Annotated in this window: 18 protein-coding genes and 1 tRNA gene; 7 read left to right on the top strand and 12 right to left on the bottom strand. The window is 33.9% G+C overall.

Features of this window, described 5'->3' with window-relative positions; all coding sequences use genetic code 11:
• Nucleotides 1–151: 151 nt before the first annotated feature.
• A complete protein-coding gene (locus GO593_RS13230) occupies nt 152–1,366 on the top strand; it encodes an MFS transporter (RefSeq protein ID WP_000648038.1) in 1,215 nt (404 codons plus the stop codon).
• Here the strand turns inward: GO593_RS13230 and GO593_RS13225 are convergent.
• The 3 genes from GO593_RS13225 to GO593_RS13215 all read right to left on the bottom strand — a co-directional run bounded on the left by GO593_RS13225 (nt 1,361) and on the right by GO593_RS13215 (nt 3,660).
• Nucleotides 1,361–2,467 (bottom strand): minor capsid protein, encoded by a 1,107-nt coding sequence (locus tag GO593_RS13225; RefSeq protein WP_000790419.1) that lies wholly within the window; start codon nt 2,465–2,467, stop codon nt 1,361–1,363. The genes GO593_RS13230 and GO593_RS13225 overlap by 6 nt on opposite strands.
• A 97-nt stretch (nt 2,468–2,564) precedes the next feature.
• Nucleotides 2,565–2,909 carry a hypothetical protein gene (locus GO593_RS13220; protein WP_001004676.1) on the bottom strand — a complete coding sequence of 115 codons (345 nt, stop codon included), beginning with the start codon at nt 2,907–2,909 and terminating at the stop codon, nt 2,565–2,567.
• 292 nt (nt 2,910–3,201) lie between these two features.
• Nucleotides 3,202–3,660: a hypothetical protein gene (locus tag GO593_RS13215; RefSeq protein WP_001127325.1), complete on the bottom strand. Its 459-nt coding sequence runs from the start codon at nt 3,658–3,660 to the stop codon at nt 3,202–3,204.
• 487 nt (nt 3,661–4,147) lie between these two features.
• On the opposite strand from GO593_RS13215, the gene GO593_RS13210 reads away from it, so the two are divergent.
• Entirely contained in the window at nt 4,148–4,267 is a 120-nt protein-coding gene (locus tag GO593_RS13210; RefSeq protein ID WP_001982898.1) for a hypothetical protein, read from the top strand.
• A gap of 156 nt (nt 4,268–4,423) precedes the next feature.
• Here GO593_RS13210 and GO593_RS13205 read toward each other — a convergent pair whose 3' ends face one another.
• The 3 genes from GO593_RS13205 to GO593_RS13195 form a co-directional block, all read right to left on the bottom strand.
• The gene (locus GO593_RS13205; RefSeq protein WP_000932369.1) at nt 4,424–5,239 is read right to left on the bottom strand and encodes a pyrroline-5-carboxylate reductase family protein; all 816 of its coding nucleotides are present in this window, start codon (nt 5,237–5,239) and stop codon (nt 4,424–4,426) included.
• Between the two features lie 278 nt (nt 5,240–5,517).
• Complete coding sequence (locus GO593_RS13200; protein WP_000350299.1) at nt 5,518–5,742, bottom strand: hypothetical protein; 225 nt, start codon at nt 5,740–5,742, stop codon at nt 5,518–5,520.
• Between the two features lie 203 nt (nt 5,743–5,945).
• Nucleotides 5,946–6,161, bottom strand: coding sequence for a cold-shock protein (locus tag GO593_RS13195; protein ID WP_000072673.1), 216 nt, complete (start codon nt 6,159–6,161; stop codon nt 5,946–5,948).
• 518 nt (nt 6,162–6,679) lie between these two features.
• On the opposite strand from GO593_RS13195, the gene GO593_RS13190 reads away from it, so the two are divergent.
• Nucleotides 6,680–7,297 (top strand): LysE family translocator, encoded by a 618-nt coding sequence (locus GO593_RS13190; RefSeq protein WP_000015977.1) that lies wholly within the window; start codon nt 6,680–6,682, stop codon nt 7,295–7,297.
• 66 nt (nt 7,298–7,363) lie between these two features.
• Here the strand turns inward: GO593_RS13190 and GO593_RS13185 are convergent, their stop codons facing one another.
• The gene (locus tag GO593_RS13185; protein WP_001019688.1) at nt 7,364–7,909 is read right to left on the bottom strand and encodes a glycoside hydrolase family 108 protein; all 546 of its coding nucleotides are present in this window, start codon (nt 7,907–7,909) and stop codon (nt 7,364–7,366) included.
• Nucleotides 7,910–7,946: 37 nt separating this feature from the next.
• On the bottom strand, nt 7,947–8,336 hold the full coding sequence (locus GO593_RS13180; RefSeq protein ID WP_000427180.1) for a hypothetical protein: 390 nt from the start codon (nt 8,334–8,336) through the stop codon (nt 7,947–7,949).
• A 600-nt stretch (nt 8,337–8,936) separates the two neighbouring features.
• On the opposite strand from GO593_RS13180, the gene GO593_RS13170 reads away from it, so the two are divergent.
• Nucleotides 8,937–9,608 (top strand): XRE family transcriptional regulator, encoded by a 672-nt coding sequence (locus GO593_RS13170; RefSeq protein ID WP_001185372.1) that lies wholly within the window; start codon nt 8,937–8,939, stop codon nt 9,606–9,608.
• 151 nt (nt 9,609–9,759) lie between these two features.
• Here the strand turns inward: GO593_RS13170 and GO593_RS13165 are convergent, their stop codons facing one another.
• On the bottom strand, nt 9,760–9,993 hold the full coding sequence (locus GO593_RS13165; protein ID WP_000636785.1) for a transposase: 234 nt from the start codon (nt 9,991–9,993) through the stop codon (nt 9,760–9,762).
• 173 nt (nt 9,994–10,166) lie between these two features.
• Nucleotides 10,167–10,243, bottom strand: a tRNA-Met gene (locus tag GO593_RS13160).
• A gap of 254 nt (nt 10,244–10,497) precedes the next feature.
• Between GO593_RS13160 and xseA the strand changes: the two genes are divergently transcribed.
• Nucleotides 10,498–11,760 (top strand): exodeoxyribonuclease VII large subunit, encoded by a 1,263-nt coding sequence (xseA, locus tag GO593_RS13155; RefSeq protein WP_001283226.1) that lies wholly within the window; start codon nt 10,498–10,500, stop codon nt 11,758–11,760.
• Nucleotides 11,753–11,947 carry an exodeoxyribonuclease VII small subunit gene (gene xseB, locus GO593_RS13150; RefSeq protein ID WP_000998196.1) on the top strand — a complete coding sequence of 65 codons (195 nt, stop codon included), beginning with the start codon at nt 11,753–11,755 and terminating at the stop codon, nt 11,945–11,947. Before xseA ends, xseB begins: the two co-directional genes overlap by 8 nt.
• 224 nt (nt 11,948–12,171) lie before the next feature.
• Here the strand turns inward: xseB and GO593_RS13145 are convergent, their stop codons facing one another.
• Together GO593_RS13145 and GO593_RS13140 are read right to left on the bottom strand one after the other, a co-directional pair.
• Nucleotides 12,172–12,396, bottom strand: a complete 225-nt coding sequence (locus tag GO593_RS13145) for a hypothetical protein (RefSeq protein ID WP_000825869.1) — start codon at nt 12,394–12,396, stop codon at nt 12,172–12,174.
• A 50-nt stretch (nt 12,397–12,446) separates the two neighbouring features.
• Nucleotides 12,447–13,040 carry a LysE family translocator gene (locus tag GO593_RS13140; protein WP_000253369.1) on the bottom strand — a complete coding sequence of 198 codons (594 nt, stop codon included), beginning with the start codon at nt 13,038–13,040 and terminating at the stop codon, nt 12,447–12,449.
• A gap of 441 nt (nt 13,041–13,481) precedes the next feature.
• Between GO593_RS13140 and GO593_RS13135 the strand changes: the two genes are divergently transcribed.
• Nucleotides 13,482–13,811 carry a hypothetical protein gene (locus GO593_RS13135; RefSeq protein WP_000980495.1) on the top strand — a complete coding sequence of 110 codons (330 nt, stop codon included), beginning with the start codon at nt 13,482–13,484 and terminating at the stop codon, nt 13,809–13,811.
• Nucleotides 13,812–14,051 lie beyond the last annotated feature (240 nt).

Genomic DNA, 14,051 nt, shown 5'->3' with positions numbered 1-14,051 from the left:
CTAGTTGCATTTTAAAACCAGTCAATCTAATATTCAACTAGTTGCATTTTAAAACCAGTCAATCTAATATTCAACTAGTTGCATTTTAAAACCAGTCAATCTAATATTCAACTAGTTGCATTTTAAAACTAGACTGAATGGATTTAGGATAATGAAAGCTTCTCTTGTATCTTCAACATCTTCAGTAGATAACAATAAAACGCATTCGAACCTACCTCGTAGCGTAGTTTTACTATTTGCTATAGCAAGTGGTGCAAGCGTAGCAAATGTCTATTATGCACAGCCTTTGCTCGACATCTTGGCGAGTGACTTTAATGTTAGTCATGCCGTCATTGGTGGTGTGGTTACAGCCACTCAAATAGGTTGTGCACTTGCCCTCGTGTTTTTAGTGCCGTTGGGTGATCTTGTAAATCGGCGTCGGTTAATGACACTGCAACTACTGGCTTTAATATCTGCATTGCTAATGGTTGCCTTTGCCCACTCTACAATTGTTCTTTTGACAGGAATGCTTGCGGTAGGTCTACTCGGCACAGCCATGACACAGGGGCTTATTGCCTATGCTGCAAGTGCTGCGGCCCCACATGAGCAAGGGCATGTGGTTGGTACTGCACAGAGCGGTGTGTTCATTGGGTTACTGCTTGCCCGTGTATTTTCAGGAGGAATAAGTGATATAGCGGGTTGGCGCGGCGTGTACTTTTGCGCAGCTATCATTATGCTCATGATTGCCTTACCACTTTGGAGGCGACTCCCTCATTTAAATGTTCAGCCTGTTACCATGCGCTACCCGCAACTTCTATCTTCTATGTTAAAGCTACTGCGCCAAGAAAAAGTCCTACAAGTACGCGGTGTATTAGCCTTACTCATGTTCGCGGCATTTAATATTCTCTGGAGCGCATTGGTACTACCGTTAAGTGCACCACCCTATAACTTTTCGCATACTGTAATTGGGTCTTTTGGACTGTTCGGTGTAATCGGTGCTCTAGCCGCCACTCGTGCTGGCCAATGGGCCGACCGCGGATATGCTCAGCGCACAAGCTTGGCAGCACTGTTAATATTGCTGCTCGCATGGTGGCCGCTTTCACTTATGACCTACTCACTTTGGGCGCTGGTGATTGGCATAGTATTGCTCGACTTAGGTGGACAAGCCCTGCATGTGACCAACCAAAGTATGATTTTTCGTACTCGCCCAGAAGCGCATAGTCGGCTTGTGGGTCTATACATGCTCTTTTATGCAGTAGGTAGTGGACTGGGTGCAATCAGCACAACAGCGACTTATGCTTATGCAGGATGGCTCGGCGTATGTAGTCTAGGCGCATGTGTGAGTTTATTGGCGTTATTATTTTGGTGGAGAACGATGAAGCTATAACCCAAGTATTTTAAAAGTTCGTTCATCTAATTCTCTCAATTCATCCAAAGTATAGAGCCGCCCCTTTGGATCAAAAAATTTATCAAAATCAAATTGCCCTTCTTTATATAACTTATAACGTTTAGGGCCTAACCATTCTTTTTGGAAAAAATTATCGGTCAGATTAAAAAACTCTTTGAAGGAAATATTTGCATCTATTTGGCCCATTAACTGAGTCCGCTCATCTTTAGGAATATCTCGTACTTTTCTTTCATCCATAACGAAAGATCGGTTCCCAATAAGCCTTCCATCCTTACTTACAGGGACCAGAATACTTCGGCAGTTCGGATGCAAAGGTGGCACTCTTTTCGCCGGGTCATTCAGTTTCCAAATAGAACCATCAACGGCTGCACAGATTTTAGAAGTTCTACCATCTAAAACACTCACGAACCTTACATATTCAAAATTAAAATTTTTGAAGTTATATAAATAGACCTGATTTGATATATGGCTACGTAGCGTTCTAATAATTCTTTCAATATCGATTTTGGTACTGTTGAGCAATCCATCTTCGTACTTAAGGCGTTTTGTACCCGTAATACGTTTGATGATTTGCTGAGGCGTCATTCCGGTATTCATACCATCCCGAATAGCATATTCAATGCGTTGAAGGGCATTTTCACTAATTTGAGCTAAGGATTCATCAACCAAGGCACCTCCAGCCAAAGGCACTCGTTTTATTGACTGATAAAGCCGCTCTCCCTTTAAATCTTTAATAACCTTACCAAATAGTTTGGCCATATAGTTTGACTCATATATAGCCAAAGCAATTGCCGAGTGAGTAAACATTTCCAGTAAAACAGTATTAATTGAATTAAACCAGTTCGAAATAACAAGTTGGATGTTTTTTAGATGCTGAGTTGTATACTCACCACCAGCAAGAGCAAACCTCTCTGTTTCATTCAGCTCTTTCATTAAATTGCTTAACCGATCAAGCATAACCATCGTTTCACTATTAAAAAACTTATAAAGTTCATTTACCGATCGCGATGATGCTCGGTAGAGATAAGCTTGATGCTGGGTAAAAACATCAAAAAGTGATTTTTCAGTAATATTCTTCATGTAAGTTACCTCTACAAAGGTGCACTTTATTTTTCTTTTTATATCGCTGTTCTATAAAATTTATTAATAGTTTTGAGTAGTTAAAAAGTTTATAAAGCTAATTAAAATAGTACTTTTGTTTTACGAACTTTTTTTGCACACTAATATTTCTAATAAAATTAGTGAGCCACAAAATAAATTCATCCCTATACTCAAAACGAGGAAGTAGACTTAAGTCAACTTTTATCTCTCTTTCAGAAAGAGGCTTAGTTAAACATTCTTCAAAATCAATTTTGGTATATTTTAACTTTAAATCATTTTGTTCGGCTTCTTTTCTAATTTCTGCCATCACTCTATTGAGATTGGTTACAGGGTTATCCGTAATCTGGTACTTTTCATACATATTTTCGTATACATTTTCGGCAATATCTAAATATTTAATGAGTTCAGCATTCTCATTCATCTCTTCATCATCCTATTTTTTTGGAAATTATGTACCAGTAAATGTTTCTATACGTAATTTAAGATTATTTTTATGTGAAAAATATTTTAATAAAAATAACAATATAATCTCCAACTTATTATTTTTTATGTCATTATTAATTCTTTATAAAACATTTCCATATTTACTGACATTTTTGATAAGTTTTATATGCTGATCATTTAAGCTTGTTAAATAAAAAAACCGCCCCAGAAGGCGGTAGCTGAATATTATCAGCCAGATATAGAAGTAAGGTGGACAAATACTTCTATATTTAAGAGGATATTTTATTATTTTTAATGAAATCCTCAGATTTAAAGTAGTTAATAATCATCTCAGCATTTTCTTCTTTGCTTGGTTCAGCAGCCACAGGAATTTCGGCTTGATCAATTTTAAAGCCTTTTGGAATATAGTTTGAAATTGGAGGAAGCTTCTCTTTCCCTCCAATTGTCATTCGCTCAATAAAGCCTGCAAGCCACAAAATGAATTCATCTTCATTTTTAAACTTGGGCATAAGACTTAAATCAATATGCACTGATTTTTCTTTATTAAATTGATTTAAGCATTCTTCAAAATTTATAAAATTGTACTTAAGTTTGAACTCAGTACCTTTAATTGCTTTACGAATCAAGCTAATTAAACAATTTAAATTTTGAATGGTATCTTCAGTAAATAAATTATCTTTTTTAATTTCCTTGTATACTTTCTCCGCTATAGCTAAATACTTTGGCATTTCTTCCTCCTCAATATTATTATAAATAATTGAAAATAAAAAAAATTCATCTTCTGATTATGAAGACTTAATTGTAATTGAGTGCAAATAAATTTAAAACAATGTAAGAACTACCCATATTATGTAAAATTGCACCATAATGGAACACAAATAGTCAAACTAATGTTAAATGTTTCACAATTTTATTTAATACTTTTAACTAATTGGAAATATTTTCTTTCAATTGTAAATGATTATTTTTCACACAACATGAGTAATAAATTATCATTAAAAAACAATGTAGAAATAATTTTTATAAGTACCTCTCATGCTTCTAGATTCACCATACTTTAGTCTTTTTTCAGTCATAAATTTGAAGAAAAACTTAATTAAAAGATGAGGTTATAACACCTACCCATCTGTTATATTTTTTTGAAAAAATTCTGTATCTATGATTACACCTTGCCTTTCTTCATGATAGTAACTATCTAGACACGAGGTAGCTAACATGAGTTTTTTAAGAAAGAAAAATAAAGCTAGTTTTGTACTATTTATTATTACCCTCTATTCAATGCTAGGGTTCGGCTTAGGTTTTATTATTTGGGAGTATTTCCTACAAATTCCATAACTTGAGCTAATAATTGATTTTTAAAGTAGCCGTTTTGATGGTTCTTTGAAAGATAATGTTTGCTTTACCTTTATACGGCTAAACCATGGTGGTTAAAAAAATACCTTCCAAATATAAGGTGTTAATATTTGGAAGGCACTTTGTAATCAGCTAAAGCTAGTGTCTCGTAATTTCTGCATTAATTTCTAAGCTTATTTCTTTACTACGATGGTAAGCTGCTTTTAAAGCCAGCCGAATATCATCAGAGAGGTTGCCTAATTCAAACATTCGTAATGCAGACTCTGTAATACCATTCGCTAATGTGACCTTGCCACATAACTCACTAGGCTGAACATTACTTTTACGAACCATTTCTACAGCGCCTGATGCAGCTTGAAGTATTAGATCTAAAGCAAATTGCTTATCTAGCCCCATAGACACCCCTGTTTTCACCATACTGTCGAGAATATAGAAGAAGTAAGCTGGTCCTGAACCCGATAAAGCAATAATCGCATCACTTTGGGATTCTGAATTTGCCCAATAGGTTCGCCCTGTTGCTGAGTAAATTGTTTCTATCACTTCTTTATCTAAAGGCTCTAAATAGTCTGAACCAATTAACACATGAGTACCTGTATAGGTTAATACAGGGGGATTAGAAATGACTCTGATAATTTTTTTTGAACCCGTAATACTCATTAATTGTTTAATATTAACTCCGGCCATCATCGACACAATAGTTTTATCAGCTAACCATTTTTTTAAGGGCGCCAGTATAGCCTTTAAGTCTTTTGGGTCTAGTAATAGAACAACTATATCTGCCTTTTTCACCTCATGTTGCTTTTGCTTTAGAATGATTTGATTCTCAAATTTGACTTCCTCTATTAGATTAATTTTTTCTCTTTGAAAGCCTTTTAAAACTAAACCTCCAATTAAAGCTAAAGACAAATTACTGCTACCAATGAAGCAAATATTAGGCTGTACTATATTCAACATTTAGAATTATTTCCTTCCTTTAGATATACTACAAAAAGAAATATTATTTATGACTTAAGTCATGACCGTTAAGACAAGAAAAATTTAATAAATTTTCATGAATGTTAAGTTTAATTTTACAATGATTTTATATTATGAGCTAAGATTACTCTTTACTTATGGCTTTATAAGTAACAAATTAATCTAAATTGTTAAAAATATGTAATTAAAAATAATTTTTAGCTTATCTCATTGAAGAAATAGACTTACCAGACTTAAAGTATTTAATTAAAATTTACTTAATAAAAACTTTGTTCTTTTTTAAAGAAACTTTCAGCTATTCTGGAGGCTTCTTGAAAATTGATTTCATTACACACCCAAAATGATAAAAGCTTTCCATCCAAATGGAAATATTGCTTGTGATATTCAGTTACATCATCTGAATGAGGATTTCCTATAGAGAAATAATTTTCATTATTCTTTCTTACTTTACCGTTTAAAATACCGCCAATACAAATATCCATTTTTATACCAGTTATAAAGTCAACTTATACAACACAATTCTAATTTCTATATTATATAAAACAAATAATCAACTTATTTAATTATCCATATAAAAAACCCACAAAGGAAGAAGTGGGTTTTTTAACTATATTGATGATTAGAGCCGTTTAATTGAGCAAATCACTACAGATCAAATCGTCTAAAATCATCAAATTACTTTAGTTTAAGCATTCGTCACAATTGTGATATTCGAAGCTTGTGGGCCTTTTTTACCCTGTGTTACAGTAAACTGAACACGCTGACCTTCTAAAAGAACTTTAAAGCCTTGTGTTTGAATCTCAGAAAAATGTGCAAAAACATCTTTACCTTCATCAGTTTGAATAAAACCGAAACCTTTAGTTTCATTAAACCATTTTACTGTACCAGTAGTATTAGACATAAATTAATCCTAACTTTTAAAAACATTATCATTTATTATTGGGCAAACCAATAGAACTAAAAAATACACATTCTACTTAAATATCTAAAAATATACGGAGGATTATAAATAAAACTGCGAAAAGAGAGACTTTGGGTAACATGAATATTTTTGTAGTTAGTGTCGACTATACACGCTTCTTAACGAATTGCAATCGATATCTTAATTAATTCATTTCTTATTGAATACGAAGGTATCAAATTCTAACTTTCTATCTGATTTTCAATGATATTTAAATATAATTTTCTAACACTGTATCTATATATTAATTAAATATATTTAATACTTTTTAAAGCATTGAATTTTTAATTTTCAAATAATTTAGAGTTTAAAAAATAAAATTGTGTAGGAACTTTCAAATATTATCCTATTAATTTACTTTTTTATAAATTATACATACTTGTCTGTATACATAATTCCTATTCTGCTTTAAAGTAGGCATGCAATTAACATATTGATGATAAACAGGAAGTATCAACGTGAGCGGTCTTTTAGTTTTTATAACCATTGCTTTTCTTACTTTATCAAGCCCAGGCCCAGGCGTTTTATTTACAGTAACAAATTCAATAAATTATGGTGTGAGAACAGCTTTATTTGGCATTAGTGGTTTAATTATTGGTATGTTTATTATCGCTGTGATTTCTGCAAGCGGTGTCGGACTTATTATTACTAGCAACCCTACTATCTTCACTGCTTTAAAATCTATTGGGGCCTTTTACTTAATGTACTTAGGTTATAAAAATTTTATTAAAAAATCCCCAACTCAAGACTTATTAGAAACTGAACATAATGAAAAAAGTATAAAGAAATCAAAGCTTTTCTATCAAGGGTTGTTTGCCTCACTACTTAATCCCAAAACAATTGTCTTTTTTATTGCCCTTTTCCCACAGTTTATTGATATTAAAAAAGAAATATTAAATCAGTTTTTGGTTTTATCTTTAACATTCTGCTTGATCGGATTTTTAATTCATTTAGTTTATGCCAACTTTTCCTCAATATTCAAAGAGAAGATGCTTGCCGGAAATAATTTTTCTAAGCTCAATAAAGTCAGTGGTTGTATATTTTTTCTTTTAGCAGTTTTACTTATTACTCAATAAAACTATTTTATGAAAGTGAGCCAACTTGTAAGGCTATAACTCAATAGCTTTAGCAAGTTGGCTTTTTTATAAGCTGATACGATTAGCAAGCCATCCATAAAAGAATTGCTCATGCTTCGGATTTGTTTCCGTAATTTCAATATAGCGTTGGCCTTGCATAATATTAAGAAGCCGTACCAGCACTTTTTCACCTTCCTTACCACGGTTTTTAATATATTTTATTAAAGCCTGCAAAGTGGCTGGCCCATATTCACCATCTACCTTAAGGTCTACCCAGCCTTCTTTGCCCTGCCTATTCAATAAATTTAATGCACGTTGTAAAAGTGGTTTTGTGAAACTAATACCACAATTCACACCCGTGTCGAATAACTCTTCAGCAACAAGTGCGCTGATCAAATTAACTTGATCAAATCGCGGCTCAAGCCAATATTGATTCCTATAAATTTCTCTGGCTGTCTCTAACGTTAAATTCTCCATTGCACCTTGATAACCATAACTACGAGCAACGGCTTGTGTAATTCCAAATTTAGTCGCATGCCCATGATCAAGCGGATCATTTACATAGCCACCTTCGCGTTTTATTAGTGCATCTAAATATTGTTCAATATTCATAAGAGTTGTCCTCATCTTTATTAGGGCCAAACAGCTATTAGCTTTGGATATCATCTTTCGCTTTTTTTAGATCTTTCATGACTTCAACAATGGTTTTTCCTTCTTGTTTATTAATGAAATTAAATATCCACCTCACAATTGCCCAACCAGGTAAGCCACAAATAAAGAAGAATCCACCTAAAGTGATCATTCCCCATATATCTGTCACCCACTCATGTAAATTCCATTTCATGATAATAAAGGAGCCACCAGTCAAGCTTGAAACAACCGTACAAATCAAACCAACGACCCATTCTTGAGGTGAACGTGGAAATCGCATAATTAAAACTACTGCAACGACTAAGCTCACTGCTAAAGCCACCATCATGACGGTGCCATAAAGGTTAAAAGCGGCAGCTAGCCCATTTGAAGTTAAAAAATTTTCCATAATTTAATCCTGCCTAAAGCGTAATTTTTTGAAAAATAATCATGGCTACTGCTTTGTTATTTTTCATATTTTTATATCTAACTCTGCTATGTACACAGATTTAATCTAGTCGGTCTTGTTCTTTTTAAACCGCTATGAATGACAAAAGCCTCAGTAAAACTGCACCGCTAGATAACCTCTCTTTTTTGACCAAAAAGTTGAGATAACAGGTTGCCGTATATCGGAAACTTTTGTGACGCATTAAATTCTTTGTTAGATTCTTCATGTTCTTGATACCCTTTATCGACGAACATTAAGCCTGATCCACGGAATCGGGCTTTTTTTATTCCATTTCTTGTTTTTAATAGTCTGTACAAACCACTCATCGACTATCGCCATTTTTATATTCTGTCATCCATTGAGGCAGAATAATCGTTACTTTCTTAATAAGGTATTGATAAAATTAAGAAATCAATTTCAAATAAAATATTATTTTCGTTCTATCAATATGCCCTTATAACTGATATTATAACTATAGTTATTATTAGTCAATAACTATAGTTGTTTTACTAAATATAACTTAAGTTATATATTTGTTATAAGTTAGCTGGTGCGATCATTATGGCTCTTAAAGACCGTTTAAAAGATTCAAGGATTAAAGCTAAAAAAACACAGGCAGAGGTTGCTGAAGCAGTAAAGATGTCTCAGCCTGCTTATCAAGCTTTAGAATCGGGGAAGAATTTAAAATCTGCTTTTCTTCCACTCATTGCACAGTTTTTAGGTGTAGATGCTTATTGGCTTACTACAGGAAACTCAGAAGACTCTTTTAGAGAAAGTGATGTATTTAGTCCTACTGTTGTGAGTAACGATGCAGCAGACCAATATGTCTGGATCGAAGTAGTTGAAGCGAATTTTTCTTGCGGTACAGGCGAATCAATTGAATTTCATTTTGATGCAATTAATGGGAAAATTCCTTTCCCCGCTTCATTCTTTAAAGAAAAACGTGTTGCTCAGGAATGCATGCGTATTATTAAAGCTAAGGGCGATAGTATGACCGATTACATCAAAGATGGTGATCTGGTCGGTATTGATATTTCTCAAACAGAAGTAATTGATGGTGAAATCTATGCCGTTTATTTTGCTGGTGAAGGCATGATTAAACAAATTTTTAAAGAGGCAGATGGCTCTTTAATTTTGCATAGTTTAAATGAAAAATTTAGGGACCGACGTGTCACCGAAGAGAACGGGAAAAACTTTAAAGTCATGGGGCGTCAGTTCTGGAGAGCAGGCTAATTTAGTTATTAAATATAGCTAAAATAATAATACGACCTTTTTCATCACTTTCGTCTTTTTATAACTTTAATTATTTAGATTTCTTCACGATATAAAAAAACCTATCTCCTTTAAAAGAGATAGGTTTTTTTGCTTTATTACCATGATTTTATCAACAATATGTATTTAAACGATAAAGTTGATTAAACCCAGCATAGAAGCTTTTTCCGTCTTGGTTTAACTCAATTTCTTCACCAGTTTGAAGCTGAATTTTCTTTCCAACCTCAACCCAACGATAACCATCAAGCGAGTTTTGCTTACGGACGTGAGGAACAATCCTCACATTAATTTCATTGCCATTTACGGCTGTGGCGATTTGCCACTCATTTACTATATTCACAATCATTCACTCATCACTGAGCTCATGTGATTTAACGGTATTTAATTAGAACGCTAGATTTAAGGTATGGACAATTCGTCTAGAATTTAATATTTAGCTTTATATAGGGTTATTTATAAGCTAATTGCTTTCCATGATATCGTATCATGAAAAGTAGTACATCACAGAGCATAATATTTTGGATGCGGGGGTCGGATTTGAACCAACGACCTTCGGGTTATGAGCCCGACGAGCTACCAGACTGCTCCACCCCGCAATTGGAAGTAAGCTTTATACGCTTATATATTTTATAAAGCAAACTTTATTTTTTAATCGGTTGTAATTATTAAGAATTATCTTTTTATTAATTTTTCTTTTTATCCGCTCAAATTAAATAAGCCCCTCAATTTCAATTTTAACGCTCTAAATTGTTGTATTTATTTTAAACAGAACCCGTTATTCATAGACAACAATTGCCATGCTTGGGTAGCTTTTATACTATCTAGTTTCAACCCATCATTTATAGTTTATATGTCTGATCCTCAGCTCTCTCTTAGTGAATATCTCGGTACAGTGCAGGAAGTCATACGCCTGACCTTTGACGAGCCTGTATGGGTGAGAGCGGAAATTCGGAATTTAAATGTTAAAGGTGGACATTATTATTTAGAGCTCGCAGAAAAAGATGCTGACACCGACAAGGTCATTGCAAGCTGTAAAGCGACTATCTGGAAATTTTCAGCAAATAAAATTGTTCTCAAGTTTGAACGTGAAACAGGTATTGAGTTAGCTAGTGATTTAAACGTTTTAATCAAAATTAGAGCGCGTTTCGATCCGCAATATGGATTTTCAGTCAATATTGAAGAAATAGACTCAAGTTTTACACTTGGAGAAATTGCAAAACGTTATCAACAAATTGTAGAACGTTTAACTCAAGAAGGGTTAATACATAAGAACAAACTTCTCCCTACTCCTTTTGATATACAAAATGTATTAGTTATTGCTCCTCAAAATGCTGCGGGTTTAGGTGACTTTAAAAAGGATGCGGATGCTCTTGAGCGAAATAGGGTTTGTCATTTTGTTTATCAAAGTGCGACCTTTCAGGGAAATACGGCTGCCGTCAGTCTTATGGAGTCGTTGGCAACAGGTTTAAAACAATGGGCAAATAATTTTAACTTTCCACCCGACCTGATTGTGATTATTCGTGGTGGCGGTGCTGTAAATGACTTAGCTTACTTAAATGATTATGAGCTTGCCGCCCTACTCTGTAAACGTAGCGTGCCGATTTGGGTCGGTATTGGACATGAAAAAGATCGTACTATCCTTGACGAGATTGCACACCGTTCGTTTGATACTCCAAGTAAAGTGATTGCGGGTATTCGCAACCATATTGTTGAACGTGTACAAGAAGCTGTAGACAACCTACAAACAATCAAACTCTTGTCACAACATCAAATTACGACCTACCAAAGTAAGAGTGATCAATATCTACAACATATTAAATCCTCTGCCCAAGCTCAGCTTAATTCAGCTCACCAGTTCCTTGAGCAGATAAAGGAACGCATTCAATTTGTTTCACAGCAACAAGTTAAATTTTCTTTGTCGCAAACTGAATCTCTTATGCGAGAAATTCTTTTGCAAAACCCGAAACAGATTCAAGCAAAAGGTTATGCAATTGTAAGATCAGAAGGCAAAGCAATTCGTTCCATTCACCAAATCACAAGCTCTACCATTACTGTTGATATGCAAGATGGAGCAATTAACGCTAATATTACCGAGGTAATTCCAAATGAATGATAAAGAACTGACTTTTAAAGAAGGTCATGACATTTTAAAGCGAAATGCCGAATTACTTGAATCTCAGGAAAGCCCGGATATTGATAATTTGATGAAGATTGTTGAAGAATCCATTGGTGCTTATAAAGCTTGCAAATCTCGCATTGAAGCAGTCCAGCAAGCTTTAGATGAAACTTTTAAAGAATAAATTTCCATAAAAAAAGCCCATTTCTACTTCTCATTGAAGAAATGGGCTTAGTGAAAACCACTTAGTCCTGAAATACAAAAATGTGGATTAAGTCACATTTTTGCAGAAACATAGTCCCATAAGGACCCCTTGGTGTTCAAGATTTTAATTGTGTCTATACGTTAGTTTGCTTTTATTTTAAGCAACACTAAAACAGATGAAAAAATCAACTTTTCTTCGCCCCTCTATAATTCATCTTCATTAAACGGGCCAACTAATTTATAAATTTTTCCATCTTTTGGATTTTCATAGAGTAAATCCATATTCGGTAGAATAATATCGTCATCAATTTCGATATGCTCTACACTTTTATACAGCTCTAATTTCTGATCGTTCGCAGGCCTAACCTTTGCTAAAGCAATACTTTCTTGGTCAAACTGATCTTTAATAACGACTTTTAATCTCTTCATGAAACAACTCCTGTATATTAAATTTTTTAATATAAATTAATTTGTTAGGTCTAAAATGAGCTAATCGCTGAATAGCCGATTGGCATGGCAAAAAAAGTTAAAATAAATGCAGCAATACGTTGTAAGTTACGTTGATTTAACCAAGTGACTTTATTTGAGATTAATACTGTACCAAACATAATCCATAAAAAAGCAATTGGGGTAATTAAAGCTAAAAAGACAACAATGTGAATAAAATATAAATGAGGAACTTCCCACGCTGCATGGGGAAAAATCGCTGAAGCAAAAAGTAAAGCTTTCGGATTTAAAAGTGTCGCAAGAAATAAAGCTTTTGGCGTAATAAGCGGTCGGTCTAACTTAATATCTTCAGACGATGTCATCCAGAGTTTAAAAGCAAGATAGAGTATAAAGCCCGCACTCATCAGCTTTAATATGGCTGGAAGCCATGGAATGAAATGAGACACCGATTCAAGTAAAACACCCCATGAGGTAATTGCGATCAGGTAACCTATGACCTCTGCCGGAATCAACTTAAGAGAATGCTTTACCCCTGCTTGTATGCCAGCCGAGGCTAATAATGTATTTGTTGGTCCTGGAGTCAACAAAATAGTGACTACAAGTCCAATAAATAAAAATGACACCATAGGCAAAAAACTCTATTGATTACGCTAGGCGAAATATGTCAAAAACAATCCTGTATTGTCGACAAAATCGTTGTAACAAGAAATATTACAAATATTTTTTATTTTTTAAAATCAAATTATTAATAAAAAATGAACTCAAGCTTCACTATAAATTATTCAATTTTAAATTTGCAAAATACGTCACATAAATTTTAAAAAAACCAAATTTAAGTTAAAAATAGACTTAATTTATCTATAAAAATGAAGTGGTTATTTTTGTATCTTTTTTAGACAAATTCTCACGTTTTTCATCCCACAAAAAAGAAAAATTACAGAGCTTGAAATTATCAAATTGATCAATATATATACACATGAAAATCGTGATTTTACTGAATAGATGTATCGTTCCCATCAATTCATTGATCGCCGCTTTCATCGAATTAAATAGTTGATGGAGGATGCATGATGAATGCTTATGTACGCCCTCATCCCGATGGTTTTAAATCTTATTTAGGAAAGGATCAGAAAACCGGCCTCTATACAGTACGGGTTGGTTGGACAGTATATGAAACCAATGCCAATGGTTCAGTTTTGTATATTGTTAAAGAGGAAAGTAAGATTCCACTGGATGTAGAAAAGTTTAAAACTGACCGACCTAAAATCTATGATGCGCTTTTAAATGAAGTGCAATTTCAACGCAGAAAACAATTGGCTATTGATCTTCAAAAGTCCAATATTCCCTCTTATGATCGTAAAGCCTACAAAAAGCGCCGCGGCTTTACAGGTTCTTAATTTAATCCACCCATAGTCAAGTCATACAGAAAAAGCACCCGTGGGTGCTTCTTCTTTATCGACCAGTTGCAATTAATACAAACAAACTCAGTATTAAAGTGCTTAATGATCGTTTGCAGTGTACGTGGACTTCATGCTCAGCTCCGTGAGCGTACTGTTCAATGTTTTCCATTACGTGTGCCCTTAAAGTTCACACTAATAATTTGCCTAATTTTCATACATTAAAAAATTAGCCAAAAG

Source organism: Acinetobacter baumannii (assembly GCF_009759685.1).
In the GTDB taxonomy this organism is placed as follows: Bacteria; Pseudomonadota; Gammaproteobacteria; order Pseudomonadales; family Moraxellaceae; genus Acinetobacter; species Acinetobacter baumannii.
This window is presented reverse-complemented; position numbering and strand designations above follow the sequence as displayed.

Coding starts and splice junctions, on each gene's coding strand:
- GO593_RS13230 (WP_000648038.1), top strand. CDS start 152: ATGAAAGCTTCTCTTGTATCTTCAACATCTTCAGTAGATAACAATAAA.
- GO593_RS13225 (WP_000790419.1), bottom strand. CDS start 2,467: ATGAAGAATATTACTGAAAAATCACTTTTTGATGTTTTTACCCAGCAT.
- GO593_RS13220 (WP_001004676.1), bottom strand. CDS start 2,909: ATGAATGAGAATGCTGAACTCATTAAATATTTAGATATTGCCGAAAAT.
- GO593_RS13215 (WP_001127325.1), bottom strand. CDS start 3,660: ATGCCAAAGTATTTAGCTATAGCGGAGAAAGTATACAAGGAAATTAAA.
- GO593_RS13210 (WP_001982898.1), top strand. CDS start 4,148: ATGAGTTTTTTAAGAAAGAAAAATAAAGCTAGTTTTGTACTATTTATT.
- GO593_RS13205 (WP_000932369.1), bottom strand. CDS start 5,239: ATGTTGAATATAGTACAGCCTAATATTTGCTTCATTGGTAGCAGTAAT.
- GO593_RS13200 (WP_000350299.1), bottom strand. CDS start 5,742: ATGGATATTTGTATTGGCGGTATTTTAAACGGTAAAGTAAGAAAGAAT.
- GO593_RS13195 (WP_000072673.1), bottom strand. CDS start 6,161: ATGTCTAATACTACTGGTACAGTAAAATGGTTTAATGAAACTAAAGGT.
- GO593_RS13185 (WP_001019688.1), bottom strand. CDS start 7,909: ATGAATATTGAACAATATTTAGATGCACTAATAAAACGCGAAGGTGGC.
- GO593_RS13180 (WP_000427180.1), bottom strand. CDS start 8,336: ATGGAAAATTTTTTAACTTCAAATGGGCTAGCTGCCGCTTTTAACCTT.
- GO593_RS13170 (WP_001185372.1), top strand. CDS start 8,937: ATGGCTCTTAAAGACCGTTTAAAAGATTCAAGGATTAAAGCTAAAAAA.
- GO593_RS13165 (WP_000636785.1), bottom strand. CDS start 9,993: ATGATTGTGAATATAGTAAATGAGTGGCAAATCGCCACAGCCGTAAAT.
- xseA (WP_001283226.1), top strand. CDS start 10,498: ATGTCTGATCCTCAGCTCTCTCTTAGTGAATATCTCGGTACAGTGCAG.
- xseB (WP_000998196.1), top strand. CDS start 11,753: ATGAATGATAAAGAACTGACTTTTAAAGAAGGTCATGACATTTTAAAG.
- GO593_RS13145 (WP_000825869.1), bottom strand. CDS start 12,396: ATGAAGAGATTAAAAGTCGTTATTAAAGATCAGTTTGACCAAGAAAGT.
- GO593_RS13140 (WP_000253369.1), bottom strand. CDS start 13,040: ATGGTGTCATTTTTATTTATTGGACTTGTAGTCACTATTTTGTTGACT.
- GO593_RS13135 (WP_000980495.1), top strand. CDS start 13,482: ATGATGAATGCTTATGTACGCCCTCATCCCGATGGTTTTAAATCTTAT.